Source organism: Bradyrhizobium diversitatis (assembly GCF_016031635.1).
In the GTDB taxonomy this organism is placed as follows: domain Bacteria; phylum Pseudomonadota; class Alphaproteobacteria; order Rhizobiales; family Xanthobacteraceae; genus Bradyrhizobium; species Bradyrhizobium diversitatis.
On the sequence record NZ_JACEGD010000016.1, the window covers coordinates 196671 to 213493 of the forward strand.

General features: G+C 66.3%; 13 protein-coding genes. 9 read left to right on the forward strand and 4 right to left on the reverse strand.

What is annotated here, in order from left to right; all coding sequences use genetic code 11:
• Positions 1–42: 42 nt before the first annotated feature.
• Genes hpaE through hpaH form a run of 3 tightly spaced genes read right to left on the reverse strand, consistent with a single transcriptional unit; the run spans position 43 to position 2810 of the window.
• The gene (gene hpaE, locus H1B27_RS19285) at positions 43–1581 is read right to left on the reverse strand and encodes a 5-carboxymethyl-2-hydroxymuconate semialdehyde dehydrogenase (RefSeq protein ID WP_197967134.1); all 1539 of its coding nucleotides are present in this window, start codon (positions 1579–1581) and stop codon (positions 43–45) included.
• Entirely contained in the window at positions 1574–1972 is a 399-nt protein-coding gene (locus tag H1B27_RS19290; RefSeq protein WP_197967135.1) for a 5-carboxymethyl-2-hydroxymuconate Delta-isomerase, read from the reverse strand. The genes hpaE and H1B27_RS19290 overlap by 8 nt, the downstream gene beginning before the upstream one ends.
• Positions 1973–2003: 31 nt before the next feature.
• Positions 2004–2810 carry a 2-oxo-hept-4-ene-1,7-dioate hydratase gene (gene hpaH, locus H1B27_RS19295; protein ID WP_197967136.1) on the reverse strand — a complete coding sequence of 269 codons (807 nt, stop codon included), beginning with the start codon at positions 2808–2810 and terminating at the stop codon, positions 2004–2006.
• A 111-nt stretch (positions 2811–2921) separates the two neighbouring features.
• Here hpaH and hpaR point away from each other — a divergent pair, with 111 nt between their 5' ends.
• From hpaR to H1B27_RS19340, 9 genes are all read left to right on the forward strand, one after another.
• Positions 2922–3452 carry a homoprotocatechuate degradation operon regulator HpaR gene (hpaR, locus tag H1B27_RS19300; RefSeq protein ID WP_061878104.1) on the forward strand — a complete coding sequence of 177 codons (531 nt, stop codon included), beginning with the start codon at positions 2922–2924 and terminating at the stop codon, positions 3450–3452.
• A 117-nt stretch (positions 3453–3569) separates the two neighbouring features.
• Positions 3570–4655, forward strand: coding sequence for a malate/lactate/ureidoglycolate dehydrogenase (locus H1B27_RS19305; RefSeq protein WP_197967137.1), 1086 nt, complete (start codon positions 3570–3572; stop codon positions 4653–4655).
• A 162-nt stretch (positions 4656–4817) separates the two neighbouring features.
• A complete protein-coding gene (locus H1B27_RS19310; protein ID WP_061020197.1) occupies positions 4818–5594 on the forward strand; it encodes an HpcH/HpaI aldolase family protein in 777 nt (258 codons plus the stop codon).
• Between the two features lie 98 nt (positions 5595–5692).
• Positions 5693–7216, forward strand: coding sequence for a D-arabinonate dehydratase (locus tag H1B27_RS19315; RefSeq protein WP_197967138.1), 1524 nt, complete (start codon positions 5693–5695; stop codon positions 7214–7216).
• Positions 7217–7447: 231 nt separating this feature from the next.
• Entirely contained in the window at positions 7448–7966 is a 519-nt protein-coding gene (locus H1B27_RS19320; protein WP_028179615.1) for a PAS domain-containing protein, read from the forward strand.
• A complete protein-coding gene (locus H1B27_RS19325; protein ID WP_197967139.1) occupies positions 7944–9248 on the forward strand; it encodes a methyl-accepting chemotaxis protein in 1305 nt (434 codons plus the stop codon). The genes H1B27_RS19320 and H1B27_RS19325 overlap by 23 nt, the downstream gene beginning before the upstream one ends.
• Before the next feature lie 364 nt (positions 9249–9612).
• Positions 9613–12882, forward strand: a complete 3270-nt coding sequence (locus H1B27_RS19330; protein WP_197967140.1) for a transglutaminase family protein — start codon at positions 9613–9615, stop codon at positions 12880–12882.
• A 27-nt stretch (positions 12883–12909) separates the two neighbouring features.
• Positions 12910–15435: a circularly permuted type 2 ATP-grasp protein gene (locus H1B27_RS19335; RefSeq protein WP_197967141.1), complete on the forward strand. Its 2526-nt coding sequence runs from the start codon at positions 12910–12912 to the stop codon at positions 15433–15435.
• A complete protein-coding gene (locus H1B27_RS19340) occupies positions 15432–16310 on the forward strand; it encodes a transglutaminase family protein (protein ID WP_197967142.1) in 879 nt (292 codons plus the stop codon). Before H1B27_RS19335 ends, H1B27_RS19340 begins: the two co-directional genes overlap by 4 nt.
• Positions 16311–16538: 228 nt before the next feature.
• Here the strand turns inward: H1B27_RS19340 and H1B27_RS19345 are convergent.
• On the reverse strand, positions 16539–16823 hold a 285-nt coding region (locus H1B27_RS19345; RefSeq protein ID WP_197965649.1), incomplete at its 5' end, for a transposase.

Here is a 16823-nt window from a genome sequence, read left to right on the forward strand (position 1 = left end):
TCCGGGTCCGATGCTTCGCATCGTCCCGGAACGACGGCGGTTCTACGTTCCCAATCTCTGAATCTTGTGCGTGCCCCGCGCCAGCGAGACGTGCTTGGTTTCCATGTAGAAGTCGAACGAGTAATCGCCGCCGTCGCGGCCGATGCCCGAGGCCTTCATGCCGCCGAACGGCGTCGGCAGATGGCGGACGTTCTCCGAGTTCAGCCAGATCATGCCGGCCTCCAGCGCATCGGCCACGCGCAGCGCCCGGCCCATGTCGTTGGTCCAGACATAGCCGGTGAGGCCATAGCGGATGTCGTTGGCGATCTCGATCGCGTCCGTCTCGCCCTTGAACGGCAGCACGGTGAGGAACGGCCCGAACACCTCCTCCTGCGCCACGCGCATCTTGCCGTGCGCGCCGGTCACCAGCGTCGGCTCGACGTAATGTCCGCCGCCGGGGCCGTCATAGGCCTTGCCGCCGACAGCGATCGTCGCGCCGTCCTCGCGCGCGACGTCGAAATAGGAGCAGACCTTGGCGAGGTGCCGCTCGTGGATCAGCGGCCCGATCTCGGTGGCGGGATCAAGGGGATGGCCGACCTTCAGAGCCTTCACGCGCGCCGTCAGCTTCTCGACGAACTTTTCCGCGATGCTCTGCTGGATCAGCAGGCGGCTCGACGACGTGCAGCGCTCGCCGTTGAGCGAGTAGATCATGAACACGACGGCATCGAGCGCGCGGTCGAGATCGGCGTCGTCGAACACGATGACGGGGTTCTTGCCGCCGAGCTCGAAATGCACGCGCTTCAGGGTCGGCGCACCCTGCATCATGATGGCCGAGCCCGTCGCGCTTTCGCCGACGAAGCCGATCGCCTTGATGGCGGGATGCTCGGTCAACGCCTTGCCGGCCTCTTCACCGAAGCCGTGCACGGTGTTGAGCACGCCGTCGGGCACGCCGGCTTCCTTCACGAGCTTCGCCAGGATGGAAGCCGTCACCGGCGACCATTCGGCCGGCTTGTGCACGACGGTGCAGCCCGCAGCGAGGGCAGGGGCGATCTTCCAGGTCGAGAGCATGAACGGCGTGTTCCACGGCGTGATCACGCCGACGGGGCCGATCGGCACGCGCGTCGAGACGTTCCAGTGCTCGTCGCTCGGCGTGTTGAGGCCGTCGCGCGCCTCCGCGCATTTGTCGGCGAAGAAGCGGAAATTCTCGGCGGCGCGGATCGCGGCCTTGGCCATGAAACGATAGGCCTGGCCGGTGTCGATGCATTCGAGCACCGCGATGTCTTCGGCATTGTCCTCGATTGCATCGGCCACCCGATGCAGCAGTTTGCGCCGCATCGCCGGTCCCATGTCGCGCCAGGACTTGAACGCAAGCGCAGCCGCGGTTGCCGCAGCGTCGATGTCCTCCGCATTGCCGCGGGCAACGCTCGCGAGCACGGCGCCATCGACCGGCGATTTCGTCTCGAACGTTGCGCCCGAGATCGAGGCGACGACCTTGCCGTCGATCATGTGGCCGATGCCGTTGGCCCGCAACGTCTTCAAGAGCGGTGCGACGCGGTCGCGATTGGCCTGGAACACATCGGCTTTCGGCGTGGGCTTATCCATGGGCGGCCTCCGCTTTCAGGGCGTCGTGGATGTTGTTGCGCTTCCAGCTGGTTTCCTTGTCGTTGATCTGCATGTCGAACGACAGGGCGAACCTGCCGGCGGCAAAGACGGGATCGAGATGTCTTGAGAGCGCCTGGAAGATTTGCTCGCCGGCCTTCTGGCGCGTTTCGAGATCGCGGCCCTCGCCGATGCGCAGCACCATGTCGAGAAAGCCGTAATCCTGGCGGGCGTCCGCGATCGCATAATGCTCGCACCTGACGGCGCGAACGCGGATGCCGCCGAGCGGGAAGATGCCGGTCTCGCTGGCTGCCTTGCGCACGACCTCACACACCGTGCCGATGTCGAGACGGCCGTCGAGATTGGCCGAATATTCGATCGTGAAGTGCGGCATCGCCGTTTCACTCCCTGTCTTGTTGTTCGCCTTAAGCGAAGTAGCAACTCACCGAGCCGTAGGCGCCATAATCGGCCTGAATTGTGTCGCCCTTGCGGGTCTCGATCGGACGGATAAAGGATCCCGCGAGCACGACCTGGCCGGGCTCCAGCGCAAGGCCGAGCGGCGCGATCTTGTTGGCGAGCCAGGCCACGGCCGTGGCGGGATGATTGAGCACGCCGGCGGCAAGGCCCGTCTCTTCCAGCTGGCCGTTCTTGAAGCACAGCGCACCGATCCAGCGCAGATCCGCGTCAAGCGGACGGATCGGCCGTCCTCCGAGCACGATGCCGGCATTCGCCGCATTGTCGGCGATGGTGTCGAAAATCTTCCGCGTCGCTTTCGTGGTCGGATCGACGCGTTCGATCCGCGTGTCCAGGATCTCCAGCGCCGGCACGACGAAATCGGTGGCGTTGAGGACATCGAACATCGTGCAATCGGGCCCAGAGAGCCGTTTGCTCATGACGAAGGCCAGCTCGGCCTCGACGCGCGTCGCGATGAAGCGCTCGGTCGGAACGATCCCGCCATCGGCGAAGAACATGTCGTCGAGCAGCACGCCGGAATCGGGCTCGTCGATATTGAGCGCGCTCTGCATCGCCTTCGAGGTGAGGCCGATCTTGTGGCCCTTGACGATGCGCCCTTCGGCGATCTTGACCTCGACCCAGGCCTTCTGAATCGCGTAGGCATCGGCGATGGTGATCTCGGGAAAATCCCGCGACAGCTGCCGGATCTGCGTGCGGGTCTTCTCCGCCTGGTGCAGACGCCTCGCGCAAGCTCGGATATCGTCGTCGGAAAGCGCCATCTCTAGTCTGACAAATCGTGGTGGCCGGAGATACTTAACATGTTAAATGAATGCGTCAAGCACAATTCGGGCTTGCTGCACTGCAAACATTCTGCGGATTGAAGGGATGTCATGACGAAGAAATCCGCCGATCCCGCCAACGGAGGCGCGCCTGCCGCGGGACCTGCCGCGAGACAGGTGCCGATGCGCGACTTCTCGCGCTCGCTGCCGATGTCGCTGCTGCGGGCCCGCGAGGCGGTGATGCGGCAGTTTCGTCCCTCACTGCGCGAGCACGGCTTGACCGAGCAGCAATGGCGCATCCTGCGGGCGCTCGCTTCCATCGAGGCGGTCGAGGTCACGGAACTCGCGCGCACGGCGTTCCTGCTGGGGCCGAGTCTGTCGCGCATCCTGCGCGATCTCGAAGCGCGCAATCTGATCGAGCGCAAGACCGCCAAGGCGGATCAACGCCGCAGCGTGGTCTCGATCTCGAAGGACGGCGTGAAGCTGATGGCCTCGGTTGCGCCGACGTCGGAAGCGATCTACGCGGAGATCACGCGCCGCTTTGGCGCACGCAAGCTTGCCGAATTGCAGGAGATGCTCGGCGAGCTCGAACGGAGTCTCGCGGGGCTCGGCGCCAGCGAGGAAGCAAGTCCCGAGGAGTGAGAGCAGATATGCGCTCCCATGCGGCAGCGGCCATAGACATGGTCGCGTTTTTTCGCTCAAGTGCCGCCGAAGCCGATCGCTGCAAAGTCGGCGCCGGGGAGAGGCAGACAGGCCGTCATGGTCACCATTCAGGTCCAGAAGCTGATCGACTTCGTCACCGAAGTCTTCGCGCATGCGCAGTCTTCGCCGGAGGAGGCCAGGCGTATCGCCACCTATCTGACCACGGCGAACCTGACCGGCCATGACAGCCACGGCGTGATCCGCATTCCCGTCTATATCCGCTGGCAGAAGACCGGATCGGTCGTCCCAAATCAGAACGCGGAGGTCGTGCTCGACACGCCCTCGCTCGCGGTGATCGACGGCAAGTTCGGCTACGGCCAGACCGTGACGCCGCAGGCGGTCCAGATCGGCATCGAGAAGTGCAGGAAGGCCGGGCTTGCCGCGGTCGCGCTGCGCAACGCCGGCCATATCGGCCGTGTCGGCGACTGGGCCGAGATGGCCGCGGCCGAAGGTCTCGTCTCCGTGCATTTCGTCAATGCCGCAGGCTCGCTGCTGGTCGCCCCGTTCGGCGGCGTCGAGAAGCGGCTGTCGACTGCGCCGTATTGCGTCGGCATCCCGCGTGAGGGCCGGGACTCGATCGTGCTGGATTTTGCAACTTCGGTCGTCGCCGAGGGCAAGGTGCTGGTCGCGAGCCGCGGCGGCAAGAAGCTGCCGAAGGGCGCACTGGTCGATTCCGACGGCACCTTGAGCGAGGATCCGGCCGTGCTCTACGGACCCTATACGCCGGACGGGCCGCGCGATCACACCAAGGGAACGGGCGCAATCCGTGCCTTCGGCGAGCACAAGGGATCGGGCCTCGCCTTCATGTGCGAGCTCCTGGGCGGCGCGCTCACCGGAACCGGCGCTACCTCGGGCGGGCGGCGCTTTGCCAACGGCATGCTGGCGTTCTATGTCGATCCGAAAGTCGTCGACACCTCCAGCCTTTTCGACGCCGAAGTCACGCGCTATGTCGATTTCATCCGCGCCACCAAGCCGATGGCCGGGGTCGATCAGGTGCTGATTCCGGGCGATCCGGAGCGAAAGACCCGCGCTGAGCGGACCCGGAACGGCATCCCCTTGCCGGATGACACCTGGGCGGCAATAGTGAACACCGCCCGCGAGGTCGGCGTCAGCGAAGTCAGCATCCAGAGGGCGACGGCTTAGACGTGTTTCGTCATTGCGAGGCGCGCCAGTGACGGAGCAATCCAGAGTGTCATGGCGGAGAAATTCTGGACTGCTTCGCGGAGCCCGTCATCGGGCCGCGCTCCGCGCGGGCCCGGTGGCTTGCGACGACAGTGAGTGAGTTCAACAAAGAAGGAAGGCAACGTGGCGAATAAAGTCAAAGAGATCTGGAAGTCGGGTAAGGCGGTCGTCAACGCGTGGCTCGCGATTCCCTCCGGCTTCTCGGCCGAGATGATCGCGCAATGCGGCTTCGACAGCGTCACCGTCGACATGCAGCATGGCGTCCAGGATTATCTGTCGATGGTGCAGTGCTTCCAGGCCATGGACAAGCATCCGATCACGCCGATGGTCCGCGTGCCCTGGAACGAGCCCGGCATCATCGGCAAGGTGCTCGATGGCGGCGCCTATGGCGTGATCTGCCCGATGGTCAACACGCCGCAGGAAGCCCGGAACCTCGTCTCTTACTCCAAATATCCGCCGAAGGGCGTCCGCTCCAACGGCCCAATCCGCGCCGGCATGTACGGCACCGCCGGCTCCTACCAGAAGACGGCCAACGACGAGATCGTGCTGCTGCCGATGATGGAGACCAGGACCGCAGTCGAGAACATGGAAGCGATCCTCGACGTCGAGGGCATCGACGGCGTCTATATCGGCCCGTCCGATCTCGGCTTCTCCTACGGCCTCGAGCCCAAGCTCGACCGCAGCGAGCCCGAGATTCTCGCGATCTATGAGAAGATCATCAAGGAGTGCGGCAAGCGCGGTCTGAACCCGGGCATCCACTGCAGCGGCGCGGAGGGCGCGGCGCGCGCCATCAACATGGGCTTCAAGCTAGTGACGCTCTCCAACGAGGTCGGCTTGATGACGACCTACGCCAAGATGCAGGTGAACGCCACGCGCAAGGATTCAGGCGGCAAGGCCTGAGGTCTCTCGCGAATGGCGAATGGGGAGTAGCGAATAGGGCTACTCCCTTTTTCCATTCGCTACCCACCATTCGCTACTCGCCTCCGAAGGAGACTCCCATGACCATCAGCCCCGTCATCCGCCTGCATCCCGATGATGGCGTGGTCATCGCCCGCGCGAGCCTGCCGCCAGGAACAAGCGTGGCTGACGGCGTGACCACGGTCGATCGCGTTCCCTCCGGCCACAAGGTCGCGATCAAGCCGATCGCGGTAGGAGAGCCGATCAAGCGCTACGGCCAGATCATCGGCTTTGCCACGGTGCCGATCGCGCCGGGCCAGCACGTTCACACCCAGAACTGCGGCATGGGCGATTTCGCCAAGGACTATGCCTATTGCGCCGACGTCAAGCCGACGCCGAATTTCGACCTGCCGGCGACCTTCGAAGGCATCCGTCGTCCGGACGGCCGCGTCGCCACGCGCAACTATATCGGCATCCTCACCTCGGTGAACTGCAGCGCGCATGTGGCGAGCCTCGTCGCCGACGTCTTCAAGAAGAATCCCTTCACCGGCGACAATCCGCTGGCCGATTTCCCCAACGTCGACGGCGTGGTCGCACTGACTCACAAGACCGGCTGCGGCATGACGCAGAACGAGCCGCTGGCGTTGCTCCGCCGTACCCTTGGCGGCTATGCGCGGCACGTCAATTTCTCCCATGTCATCGTGCTCGGCCTCGGCTGCGAGGTGAACCAGATCGGCGGCCTGATGGAAGAGCAGAAGCTCGCCGGTCGCCTCCGCGCGATGGACATCCAGGAGGTCGGCGGCACCCGCAAGACGGTGGAGGCGGGCATCGCCTTCGTGCGCGAGGCGCTGGCTGACGCCGACAAGGTCAGGCGGGAAACGGTGCCGGCCAGCGAGCTCACCGTGGCCCTGCAATGCGGCGGCTCGGACGGCTATTCCGGCGTATCCGCCAATCCCGCGCTCGGCGCGGCCAGCGACCTCGTCGTGCGCCATGGCGGCACCGTGATCCTGTCGGAGACGCCGGAGACCTACGGCGCCGAGCACCTGCTCACGCGCCGCGCCGTCAGCCGCGAGGTCGGCGAGAAGCTGGTCGATCTCATGCGCTGGTGGGACGAGTACACGACGCGCGAAGGCGCCGAGATGAACGCCAATCCCAGTCCCGGCAACAAGGCCGGCGGTCTCACTACCATCCTGGAAAAGTCGCTCGGCGCGATGGCCAAGGCCGGCACCACCAACCTCGTCGAGGTTCTGCGCTATGCCGAGCCCGTCACCAAGAAGGGGTTCGTGTTCATGGACACGCCCGGCTACGACCCCGTGGCCGCGACTGGGCAGGTCGCCGGCGGCGCCAATCTGGTCTGCTTCACCACGGGCCGCGGCAGCGTGTTCGGCTGCAAGCCGGCACCCTCGATCAAGCTCGCCACCAACACGCCGATGTACAAGCGCATGGAAGAGGACATGGATGTCAATTGCGGCACGATCCTCGAAGGCGAGGAGAGCGTCGCGCAGTGCGGCCAGCGCATCTTCGATCTGATCCTGAAGACGGCTTCGGGAAAGCCCACCAAGAGCGAGAGTTTCGATTTCGGCGGCGCCGAGTTCGCGCCCTGGGTGCTCGGCGCGACGATGTAGTCGCACCGGGACCGCGGTGTAATCGCAACGCAGTCGCAATTGAGATAATTGATGACAGCGACGCGTGTAGTTGCAACCGGTGCAACGATCCCTCGCTAAGTATTGGTACGGAGGCGCCGATATCGCCTGCCGGTTCCCGAACTTACATCTGGTTAACACTGTTGCCGTAGACAGGAGGTGATGCGGCTCCACATCGTGGTGGGGCCGGCCGGCTTTGTTCGAGGATCAGACATGCAAGCGATACGTCCCACTGGGGTGGAAAATCTCCTCGGTGAGGAGGAGCTGATCGTATCGAAGACCGACCTCAAAGGCCGCATCACCTACGCCAACGACGTCTTCATCCGGATGGCGAAGTACTCGTGGAAGGAGCTGATGGGCGCCCCCCACAGCCTTATCCGCCATCCCGACATGCCGCGCGCCGTCTTCAAGCTGCTGTGGGACACGCTCCAGTCAAAGCAGGAGATCTTCGCCTACGTCGTCAACCTGGCGAAGGACGGCAGTCATTACTGGGTGTTCGCCCACGTCACGCCGACATTCGACGAGCGCGGCAATATCGTCGGCTATCACTCCAACCGCCGCAAGCCCGACCCTGCGCAGATCGAGCGCATCAAGCCGATCTACAAGACGCTGTGCGCGGAAGAGGCGCGGCATGCCAACGCCAAGGACGGCATGCATGCGAGCTTCGAGGCGATGGTCGGGCTGCTCAAGCAACAGGGTGTCGGTTACGATGAATTTGTGCTCTCTCTCTAAGGCGCAGGGAGCGACCGCGCTCGCGTGTGTTCTTGCCGTCGTTGCGTTCGTTCTCTCGCTTCTCGGTGCAACCGGAATCAGCAGTGCTGCCTTGCTCGGCGCGACGGTCGCGTTACTCGGCTACGCCGTCTGGTGCCAGCATCGCACGGCGGTGGCTGTCGATGAGGTGGCCGATGTGTGCCGCAAGGCGGCGCATGGCGATCTCGAAGCGCGCATCATGAGTGAGCGGCAGGCCGGGCGGATCGGCGCGATCCAGAAATCCGTCAACGACATGCTCGACATCACCGACGCCTTCGTCCGCGAGGCCTCGGCGTCGATGGACTATGCCAGCCGCGGCAAGTATTTCCGCAAGATTCTCGCGCGGGGTCTGCCCGGCTCGTTCCGTCGCTCGGCGGTCGTCATCAACGCCGGCACCGACGGCCTCGGCCGCCGCGTCGTCGAGATCGCGGAGCTCGCCAAGCAGTTCGGCACCCACCTCGATGAGGTCGCAGGCGGCCTGATGAGCGCCGCGACCGATCTCGAATCCGACGCCGGCCAGATGGCCGCGGCGGCCGAGACGACGAACCGTCAGACCTCCGGCGTGCGCAGCGCGTCCGATCAAGCCTCCAGCAACGTCGCGACGGTGGCGAGCGCGGCAGAAGAACTGGCGTCATCGATCGCCGAGATCGGCCGCCAGGTGGCCGGCTCGACCGCGAGCACGGGACGGGCGGTGAACGAGGCCAATCGCGCCGGCAGCGAGATCCGCTCGCTCGCCGATGCGGCGCTGCGGATCGGCGACGTCGTCAGGCTGATCAGCGAGATCGCCGAGCAGACCAACCTCCTGGCGCTCAACGCCACCATCGAGGCGGCGCGGGCAGGGGAGGCCGGCCGCGGCTTCGCGGTGGTGGCCTCCGAGGTCAAGAGCCTCGCCAACCAGACCGCGAAGGCGACCGAGGAGATCAGCGCCAAGGTCGGCGAGATGCAGCAGTCGACGACCAACTCGGTCGCGGCGGTCGAGGCGATCGCGCAGACCATCGCCGAGATCGACGGGATCACCGCCGCGATCGCAACCTCCATCGAGCAGCAGGGTCTCGCCACCCGCGAGATCGCCCGCAATGTCCAGGAGGCCTCGGCCAGCACCACGCAGGTGTCCTCCAACGTCACCGGCATCAGCGAAGCCGCCGCCGACACCGGCCGTGTGGCAAGCCGCGTCAACAGCGCCTCCGAACGCGTCCACGGCGAGGTCGAGACGCTCCGGCGCGAGGTGACGCAGTTCCTGCAGCGGCTGACGTCGGCCGCGTAGGGCTGCGCGACCCACCGCCGTCGTCCCGGACAAGCGCGCCCCAAGGCGCGCGCCGATCCGGGATCCATAACCACAGGCAGTGGTTGGGTGCGAGCTGATAATTACCAGCCTTCGTCAAACGACTTCCTGTGGTTATGGGTCCCGGATCAGCGCTCCGCTCCGGGCAACGCTGCGCGTTGGCCGGAGCTCTGCTTGTCCGGGACGACGTGTGTAGGAAGAGCGCGGCGTAGCCACAATCTCCGTCGTCGCCCGGCAAAACCGGAACGACGGGGATACTTCCTAGGCACCCCGTGCCCGTTGTTAGTGCTTGATCGCACCCCCCTCAGGTGTTCTGCTCAAAAAAGCTGCTGGAGCATCGCATCCCGTGTCGATCTACGTCGCACTACACCACGTCACGCACTACAAATACGACCGCCCGATCGACCTTGGCCCGCAGACCATCCGCCTGCGGCCGGCGCCGCATACGCGCACGCCGATCCTGAGCTATTCGCTCAAGGTCACGCCATCCAATCATTTCGTGAACTGGCAGCAGGATCCGCAAGGCAACTGGCTCGCGCGCTACGTCTTCCCGGAGAAGACCACCGAGCTGAAATTCGAGGTCGACTTCACGGCGCAGATGACCGTGGTCAACCCGTTCGACTTCTTCGTCGAGCCCTATGCCGACAGTTTTCCGTTCGAATACCCGAAAGATCTCAAGACGGAGCTGGCGCCCTATCTCGAGACCATCAAGCCCGATCGCCTGTTCGCGCAATATCTCGACTCGATCCCGACTGAAGCCCCGAACACCGTCAACTTCCTGGTCGATCTCAATCGCGAGCTCCAGAAGAAGATCCGCTACATCATCCGGATGGAGCCGGGGGTGCAGACGCCGGAGGAGACGCTTGCTTCCTGCGCGGGGTCATGCCGCGATTCCGCCTGGCTCCTGATCCAGACGTTCCGCCATCTCGGCCTCGCCGCGCGTTTCGTGTCCGGCTATCTCATCCAGATCCGTCCCGACATCGATCCGATCGAGGGACCGCCCGAAGTCGAGAACGACTTTACCGATCTGCACGCCTGGGCCGAGGTCTATCTGCCGGGCGCGGGCTGGATCGGATTCGATGCGACCTCCGGCATGCTCGCGGGTGAGGGGCACATTCCGGTCGCCGCCACGCCGCATTATCGCTCCGCGGCGCCGATCTCGGGCGGTGCGGGCTTTGCCGAGGTCGAATTCGCGTTCGATATGAGCGTGCGGCGCATCCGCGAGGCGCCGCGCATCACGAAGCCCTTCTCCGATGAGGCCTGGGCGCGGCTCAACGATCTCGGCGAGCAGGTCGACGGCGATCTCGCCGCGCAGGATGTTCGGCTCACGATGGGCGGCGAGCCGACTTTCGTCTCGGTCGACGATCTCGAGGCGGCGGAATGGAACACAGACGCCGTCGGCCCGACCAAGCGCGCGCTCGGTGACGATCTGATCCGCCGCTTGCGCACGCGCTTCGCGCCGGGCGGCCTTTTGCATTACGGCCAGGGCAAATGGTATCCGGGCGAGAGTCTGCCGCGTTGGGCCTTCGGCCTTTACTGGCGCAAGGACGGCGTGCCGATCTGGAAGAATGCCGACCTCATTGCCAAGATCGAAAATCCGCGCCGCGCCGAGGTGAAGGACGCCGAGGCCTTCATGGAAGGCACGGCGGCCCGGCTCGGCCTCGATGCCGGCTACATCATGCCGGCTTACGAGGACACCGCGTACTGGCTCCAGAAGGAGGCCGAGCTTCCCGTCAACGTCGATCCCTCCGATTCCAAACTGTCGGATCCGGAAGCCCGCGCGCGGATGGCGCGCGTGTTCAACGAGGGCCTCAACACACCGCGCGGCTTCGTGCTGCCGGTGCAGCGCTGGAATGCGCCGCCGCGCTGGCGCAGCGAGCAATGGCAACTCCGGCGCAATCATCTGTTCCTGATGCCAGGCGATTCGCCTCTCGGTTTGCGCCTGCCGATCGGCTCGCTCGGTTACGTCCCGCCCGACCAATATCCCTACATCGTCGAGCAGGACCCGATGGAGGTCAGGGACAAGCTCCCGGTGTTCACGCTCGCCGCGCGTCCGGAATCCCCGCCGCGGGCGGCGCCCGAGCAGCTCAACACCTCCGTCCCGGTGCGCACCGCGATGTCGGTCGAACTCCGCGACGGCGTGCTTTGCGCCTTCATGCCGCCGGTCGAGCGCATCGAGGACTATCTCGAACTGGTCGCTGCGCTCGAAGCTACCGCGGAGGAGATGCAGCTGCAGGTCCATGTCGAGGGCTATCCGCCGCCGTTCGATCCGCGCATCGAGGTCATCAAGGTGACGCCCGACCCTGGCGTCATCGAGATCAACGTCCAGCCGGCGAAGAGCTGGCGCGACGCGGTGGAGATCACCTCCGGACTGTACGAGGACGCGGCGAAGGTGCGGCTCGGCGCCAACCGCTTCCTGGTCGATGGCCGTCACACCGGCACCGGCGGCGGCAATCACGTCGTGGTCGGCGGTTCGAGCCCGCAGGACTCCCCGTTCCTTCGCCGCCCCGATCTCCTGAAGAGCCTCGTGCTGTACTGGCAGCGGCATCCGTCGCTGTCCTATTTCTTCTCCGGCCTCTTCATCGGCCCGACCAGCCAGGCGCCGCGCATCGACGAGGCCCGGCACGACAGCATCTATGAGCTCGATATCGCGCTCTCGCACGTGCCGCCGCCGGGCACCCAGGCGCCGCTGTGGCTGGTCGACCGCCTGTTCCGGCATCTGCTGGTCGACATCACCGGCAACACCCACCGTGCCGAGATCTGCATCGACAAGCTCTATTCGCCGGAGGGGCCGACCGGGCGGCTCGGCCTCGTCGAATTCCGCGCGCTCGAAATGCCGCCCGATCCGCGCATGTCGCTGGCGCAGCAGCTCCTGATCCGGGCGCTGATCGCAAGATTCTGGCGCGAGCCGCAGGCCGGCAAGTTCGTGCGCTGGGGCACCGCGCTGCACGACCGCTTCATGCTGCCGCACTTCATCTGGGACGATTTTCTGGACGTGCTCACCGAGCTGAAGCAGTTCGGCTACCCGTTCGAGCCGGAATGGTATCTGGCCCAGCTCGAATTCCGCTTCCCCGCCTTCGGCCGCGTCCATCATGGCGGCGTGACGCTGGAGCTGCGCCAGGCGCTGGAGCCCTGGCACGTGTTGGGTGAGGAGGGCTCGGCCGGCGGCACCGTGCGCTATGTCGACTCATCGGTCGAGCGGCTTCAGGTCAAGGCGGAGGGCTTCGTCGAGGGCCGCCACATCGTCACCTGCAACGGCCGCCGCCTGCCGATGACCCCCACGGGCCGGTCGACTGAAGCCGTGGCCGGCGTCCGCTTCAAGGCCTGGCAGCCGGCCTCCGGCCTGCACCCGACCATCCCCGTTCACGCGCCCCTGACGTTTGATCTGATCGATACCTGGAATGGCCGCTCGCTCGGCGGCTGCGTCTATCACGTCGCCCATCCCGGCGGGCGCAGCTACGACACCAAGCCGGTCAACACCTACGAGGCCGAGGCGCGCCGGCTGGCGCGCTTCCAGGATCACGGCCACACCCCGGGTCCGATGCAACCGCCGCCCGAGGAACGCACAAATGAGTTTCCGTTGACCCTCGACTTGCGGACCCCGCTCCTGCAATGAGTATGATGCGGGGGCAGGGAGACGCGCATGGGCGAGGGCGCAGCCGAACAGGATGACAAGGCGGAGAAGGCGCAGGGCCAGCGTGAAGGCCAGCGCCGCCTCGCGCAATGGGTCCGCGACTATAGCCGGCTGCCCGGCATCCCCGACGAGTTCTTAGGGCCAGACGGCGCCCCGCGCGCGGTCTGGAGCCGCTTCTTCGACGCCTTCGGCGCGCTGGCGCCCGACGAGATCGAGCGGCGCTTCGGCATGGCCGACCGCCATCTCCGCGAGGCCGGCGTCACCTACCGCGCGCCCGGCGACAGCGCCGACCGCCCGTGGTCGATCAGCCATCTGCCGCTTCTGATCGACGAGGCCGACTGGCGGCAGCTTTGCGCCGGCATCACCCAGCGCGCCGAGCTGCTGGAACGCGTGCTGCGCGACATCTATGGCGAGGGCCGGCTCGTGGCCGAAGGCGCGCTGCCGGCGGCCGCGATCGCCGGCAGCCCCGAATATCTCCGTCCCGTCTGCGGCGTGCCGCCCCCCGGCGGGCGCTATCTCTCGCTCTATGCCGCCGATGTCGGCCGCGGCCCCGACGGCCGCTGGTGGGTGCTCGGCGACCGCACCCAGGCGCCATCGGGCGCGGGCTACGCGCTGGAGAACCGGCTGGTGCTGTCGCGTGCCTTCTCCGACCTCTACAAGTCGATGAACGTGCCGCGCGTGGCGCCGTTCTTCGAGGCGTTCCGCGACAGCCTTCGTGCGCGCGCCGACCGCGACGAGCCCAGGATCGGCGTGCTCACCCCCGGCAGCTTCAGCGAGACCTATTTCGAGCATGCGACGCTGGCGCGCTATCTCGGCTTCCTGCTGGTCGAGGGCGACGACCTCGCGGTCAGCGACAACCGCGTCCACATCCGCACCGTGGCCGGCCTGAAGCGGCTCGACGTGCTGTTGCGGCGGGTCGATTCCAACTCGCTCGATCCGCTCGAGCTCGATGCCTCCTCGCGGCTCGGGGTCCCCGGCCTGATCGACGTGCTGCGCAAGGACGGCGTCGTCGTCGCCAACATGCCGGGCTCGGGCGTCCTGGAGGCGCGGGCGCTGCTCGGCTTCCTGCCGGCGCTGAGCCGCCGCCTGCTCGGCGAAGACCTGAAGATGCCGCACATCGCGACCTGGTGGTGCGGCCAGCGCGCGGCGCGCGACGAGGTGCTGGCGCGGCTCGACGAGGTCGCGATCGAAGGCGCCTACCGGCGCGGCGTACCCGGCTTCGACTCGAGCGGTCCGGTGCTCGCGAGCGAGCTGGACGCCGCCGACCGCCGGCGCCTGGTCGACGCCATTACTGCGCGCGGCATGGACTATGTCGGCCAGGAAGTGGTGCGGCTCTCGACCATGCCGGTGTGGGAGCAGGGCCAGCTCACGCCGCGTCCCTTCGTGCTGCGCGTGTTCGCGGCCGCCACGCCCGACGGTTGGGCCATCATGCCCGGCGGGTTCTGCCGGATCGCCGAGCAGGCCGATGCGCGCGCGGTCTCGATGGGCGACGGTGCGCGCGCCGCCGACGTCTGGGTCGTCTCCGACAAGCAGGTCCCGACCGCGACGCTGTTGCCTGCGACCGACAAGGTGCGCATCCGCCGCATCGCCGGCGTGTTGCCGAGCCGTGCCGCCGACAATCTGTTCTGGCTCGGCCGCTACCTCGAGCGCGCCGAGGCGACGCTGCGGCTGGTGCGCGCCTTGGGCTCGCCGAGCGGGCCCAACAAGGGGACTGCGGCCTCGCTGCAATCGGCCGAACGCATCCAGCGCCTGCTGGTGGCCTGGGGCGCGATCTCGCAGACGTCGCGGGCGGCGCCCGGGCGTATCACGGCCGAAGCGTTGCAGAGCGCGGAGCGTTTCGGCTCGGCACTGTCGCTGGTGCGCGCGGCACAGCGCACCGCGACCTCGTTGCGCGAGCGGCTGTCGCCCGATGCCTGGCAGGTGATCACCGAGATGGCCGAGCGCCTCGCCATCGAGGTCGAGGACGACGACAGCGTGCTGAGCGCCGCGGAGCTGACCTTGCAGGAGCTTGCGAGCTTCGCGGGCCTCGCGCAGGAGAACATGAACCGCGCCGCCGGCTGGCGCTTCCTCGACATCGGCCGCCGCATCGAGCGCGCCATCAACACCACGCGCTTCACGCGCCAGTTCGCCTATGACGAGGCCGGCGACGAGGATCTCGACATCCTGCTGACGCTGGTCGATTGCCAGATCACCTACCGCTCGCGTTACCTGCTGGCGCCGATCCTGGCGCCGGTGCGCGACCTCGCGGTGCTCGACGGCTACAATCCGCGGTCGGTGGCGTTCCAGGTGACGACGCTGAACGAGCACATTGCCGCGCTGCCGAGCTTGAAGGAACACGGCCTGATCGAGAAGCCGCAGCGGCTCGCGGTGGCGATGCAGGCGATGCTCGCGACCGCGGAGGCCGAGAAGCTCGAGGTCAAGACCCTGTTCGCGCTGGAGCAGGATCTGCTCAGCCTCGGCGAGGCGATCGGGCAGCACTACTTCCCGCACGGTCCCAATGCCAGCCGGCCGGAAAAGCTGACGGGGCTGGCGTGATCTACGACATCCGTCACGTCACCACCTACGAATACGAGAATCCCGTCAGCTTCGCCCGCTGCACGCTGCGGCTGCAGCCCAGAAGCGGCGGCGGCCAGGAGCTGATTTCGCACAATGTCGAGATTCATCCGCGCCCGGCCGAGCGCAATGTGCGGCGCGATTTCTTCGGCACGCTCACCGAGAGCGTGGTGATCGAAGCCGCGCACCGCAATCTGCGCATCGACTCGCGCTCGCGCGTGTCGGTGTCGCGCCGGCCGCCGCCACGTGATGCGTCGAGCCCGTCCTGGGAGAGCATTCGCGACCTTGCCTTCGAGGCGACGAGCCTCGGGCCGGCTTCGCCCGTCGGCTATGTCTTTGCCAGCCCCCTGGTGCCGGTGCTGCGCCCGGTCAGCGCCTATGCCGGGATAAGCTTTGCGCCCGGCGCGGGCATCCTCGAAGGCGCGGTCGATCTGATGCATCGCATCCGCAACCAGTTCCGCTACGACCCCAAGGCCACGGTGATCTCGACGCCGCTCGACGAGGTCTTCGACAAGCGTCACGGCGTCTGCCAGGACTTTGCCCATGTGATGATTGCAGGGCTGCGCGGGCTCGGCCTGCCGGCGGCCTATGTCAGCGGTTATCTACGCACCATGCCGCCGCCGGGCCAGCCGCGGCTGCAAGGCGCCGACGCCACCCATGCCTGGGTCTCGCTCTGGTGCGGGGCGGAGCTTGGCTGGATCGATCTCGATCCGACCAACGATGTCCTGATCGGCAACGACCATATCGTGCTCGGCGTGGGACGCGACTTTTCCGACGTCTCGCCGGTCGACGGCATCATCGTCGGCTCGCCCAAGCAGAAGCTCAGTGTTGCCGTCGACGTGCTGCAGGTGGAGTAGGGCGGGTACTCATCAGCGTCGCATTACCGACGCAAAGCGGAGGGCTGCCATCTGGAATTTGATCGGCAGTTTGTGACCCCAAAGCGGACGTTAGTCGAACCGTGCGGCCGACGTGCCAAGGGCTTTTGGATGAATCGGACTTGGTCGCGGAAGCCGGTTTCGCTGTCTTCGCCGTGTTGGATGGGGCACTGGATCAAGATCGTGTGGAGGAAGGGTGTTAGTCGTCCGTTAAGAAGCCGAATTGAGCGGGGCCGGACAGGCGCGCGTGCGCCAGAGCTGGATCAGGAACAGGCACAAGAGTTCTCTGATCCAGGCGAGGATGCGGCGGAAGTTGTGGCCGACGGCTGAGAGGATGACGTTGGCCGCATCGCCGGCGCGGCCTTTGAGGTAGCAGCGGCCGAGGTGGCCATCGGTCTTCAGGTGTCCGATGATGGGTTCGATGGCGGAACGGCGGCGCAGCTCGCGCTTGATGACACCGAAGACGCCGCGCTTCTGGCCAGAGATGAAGATTCG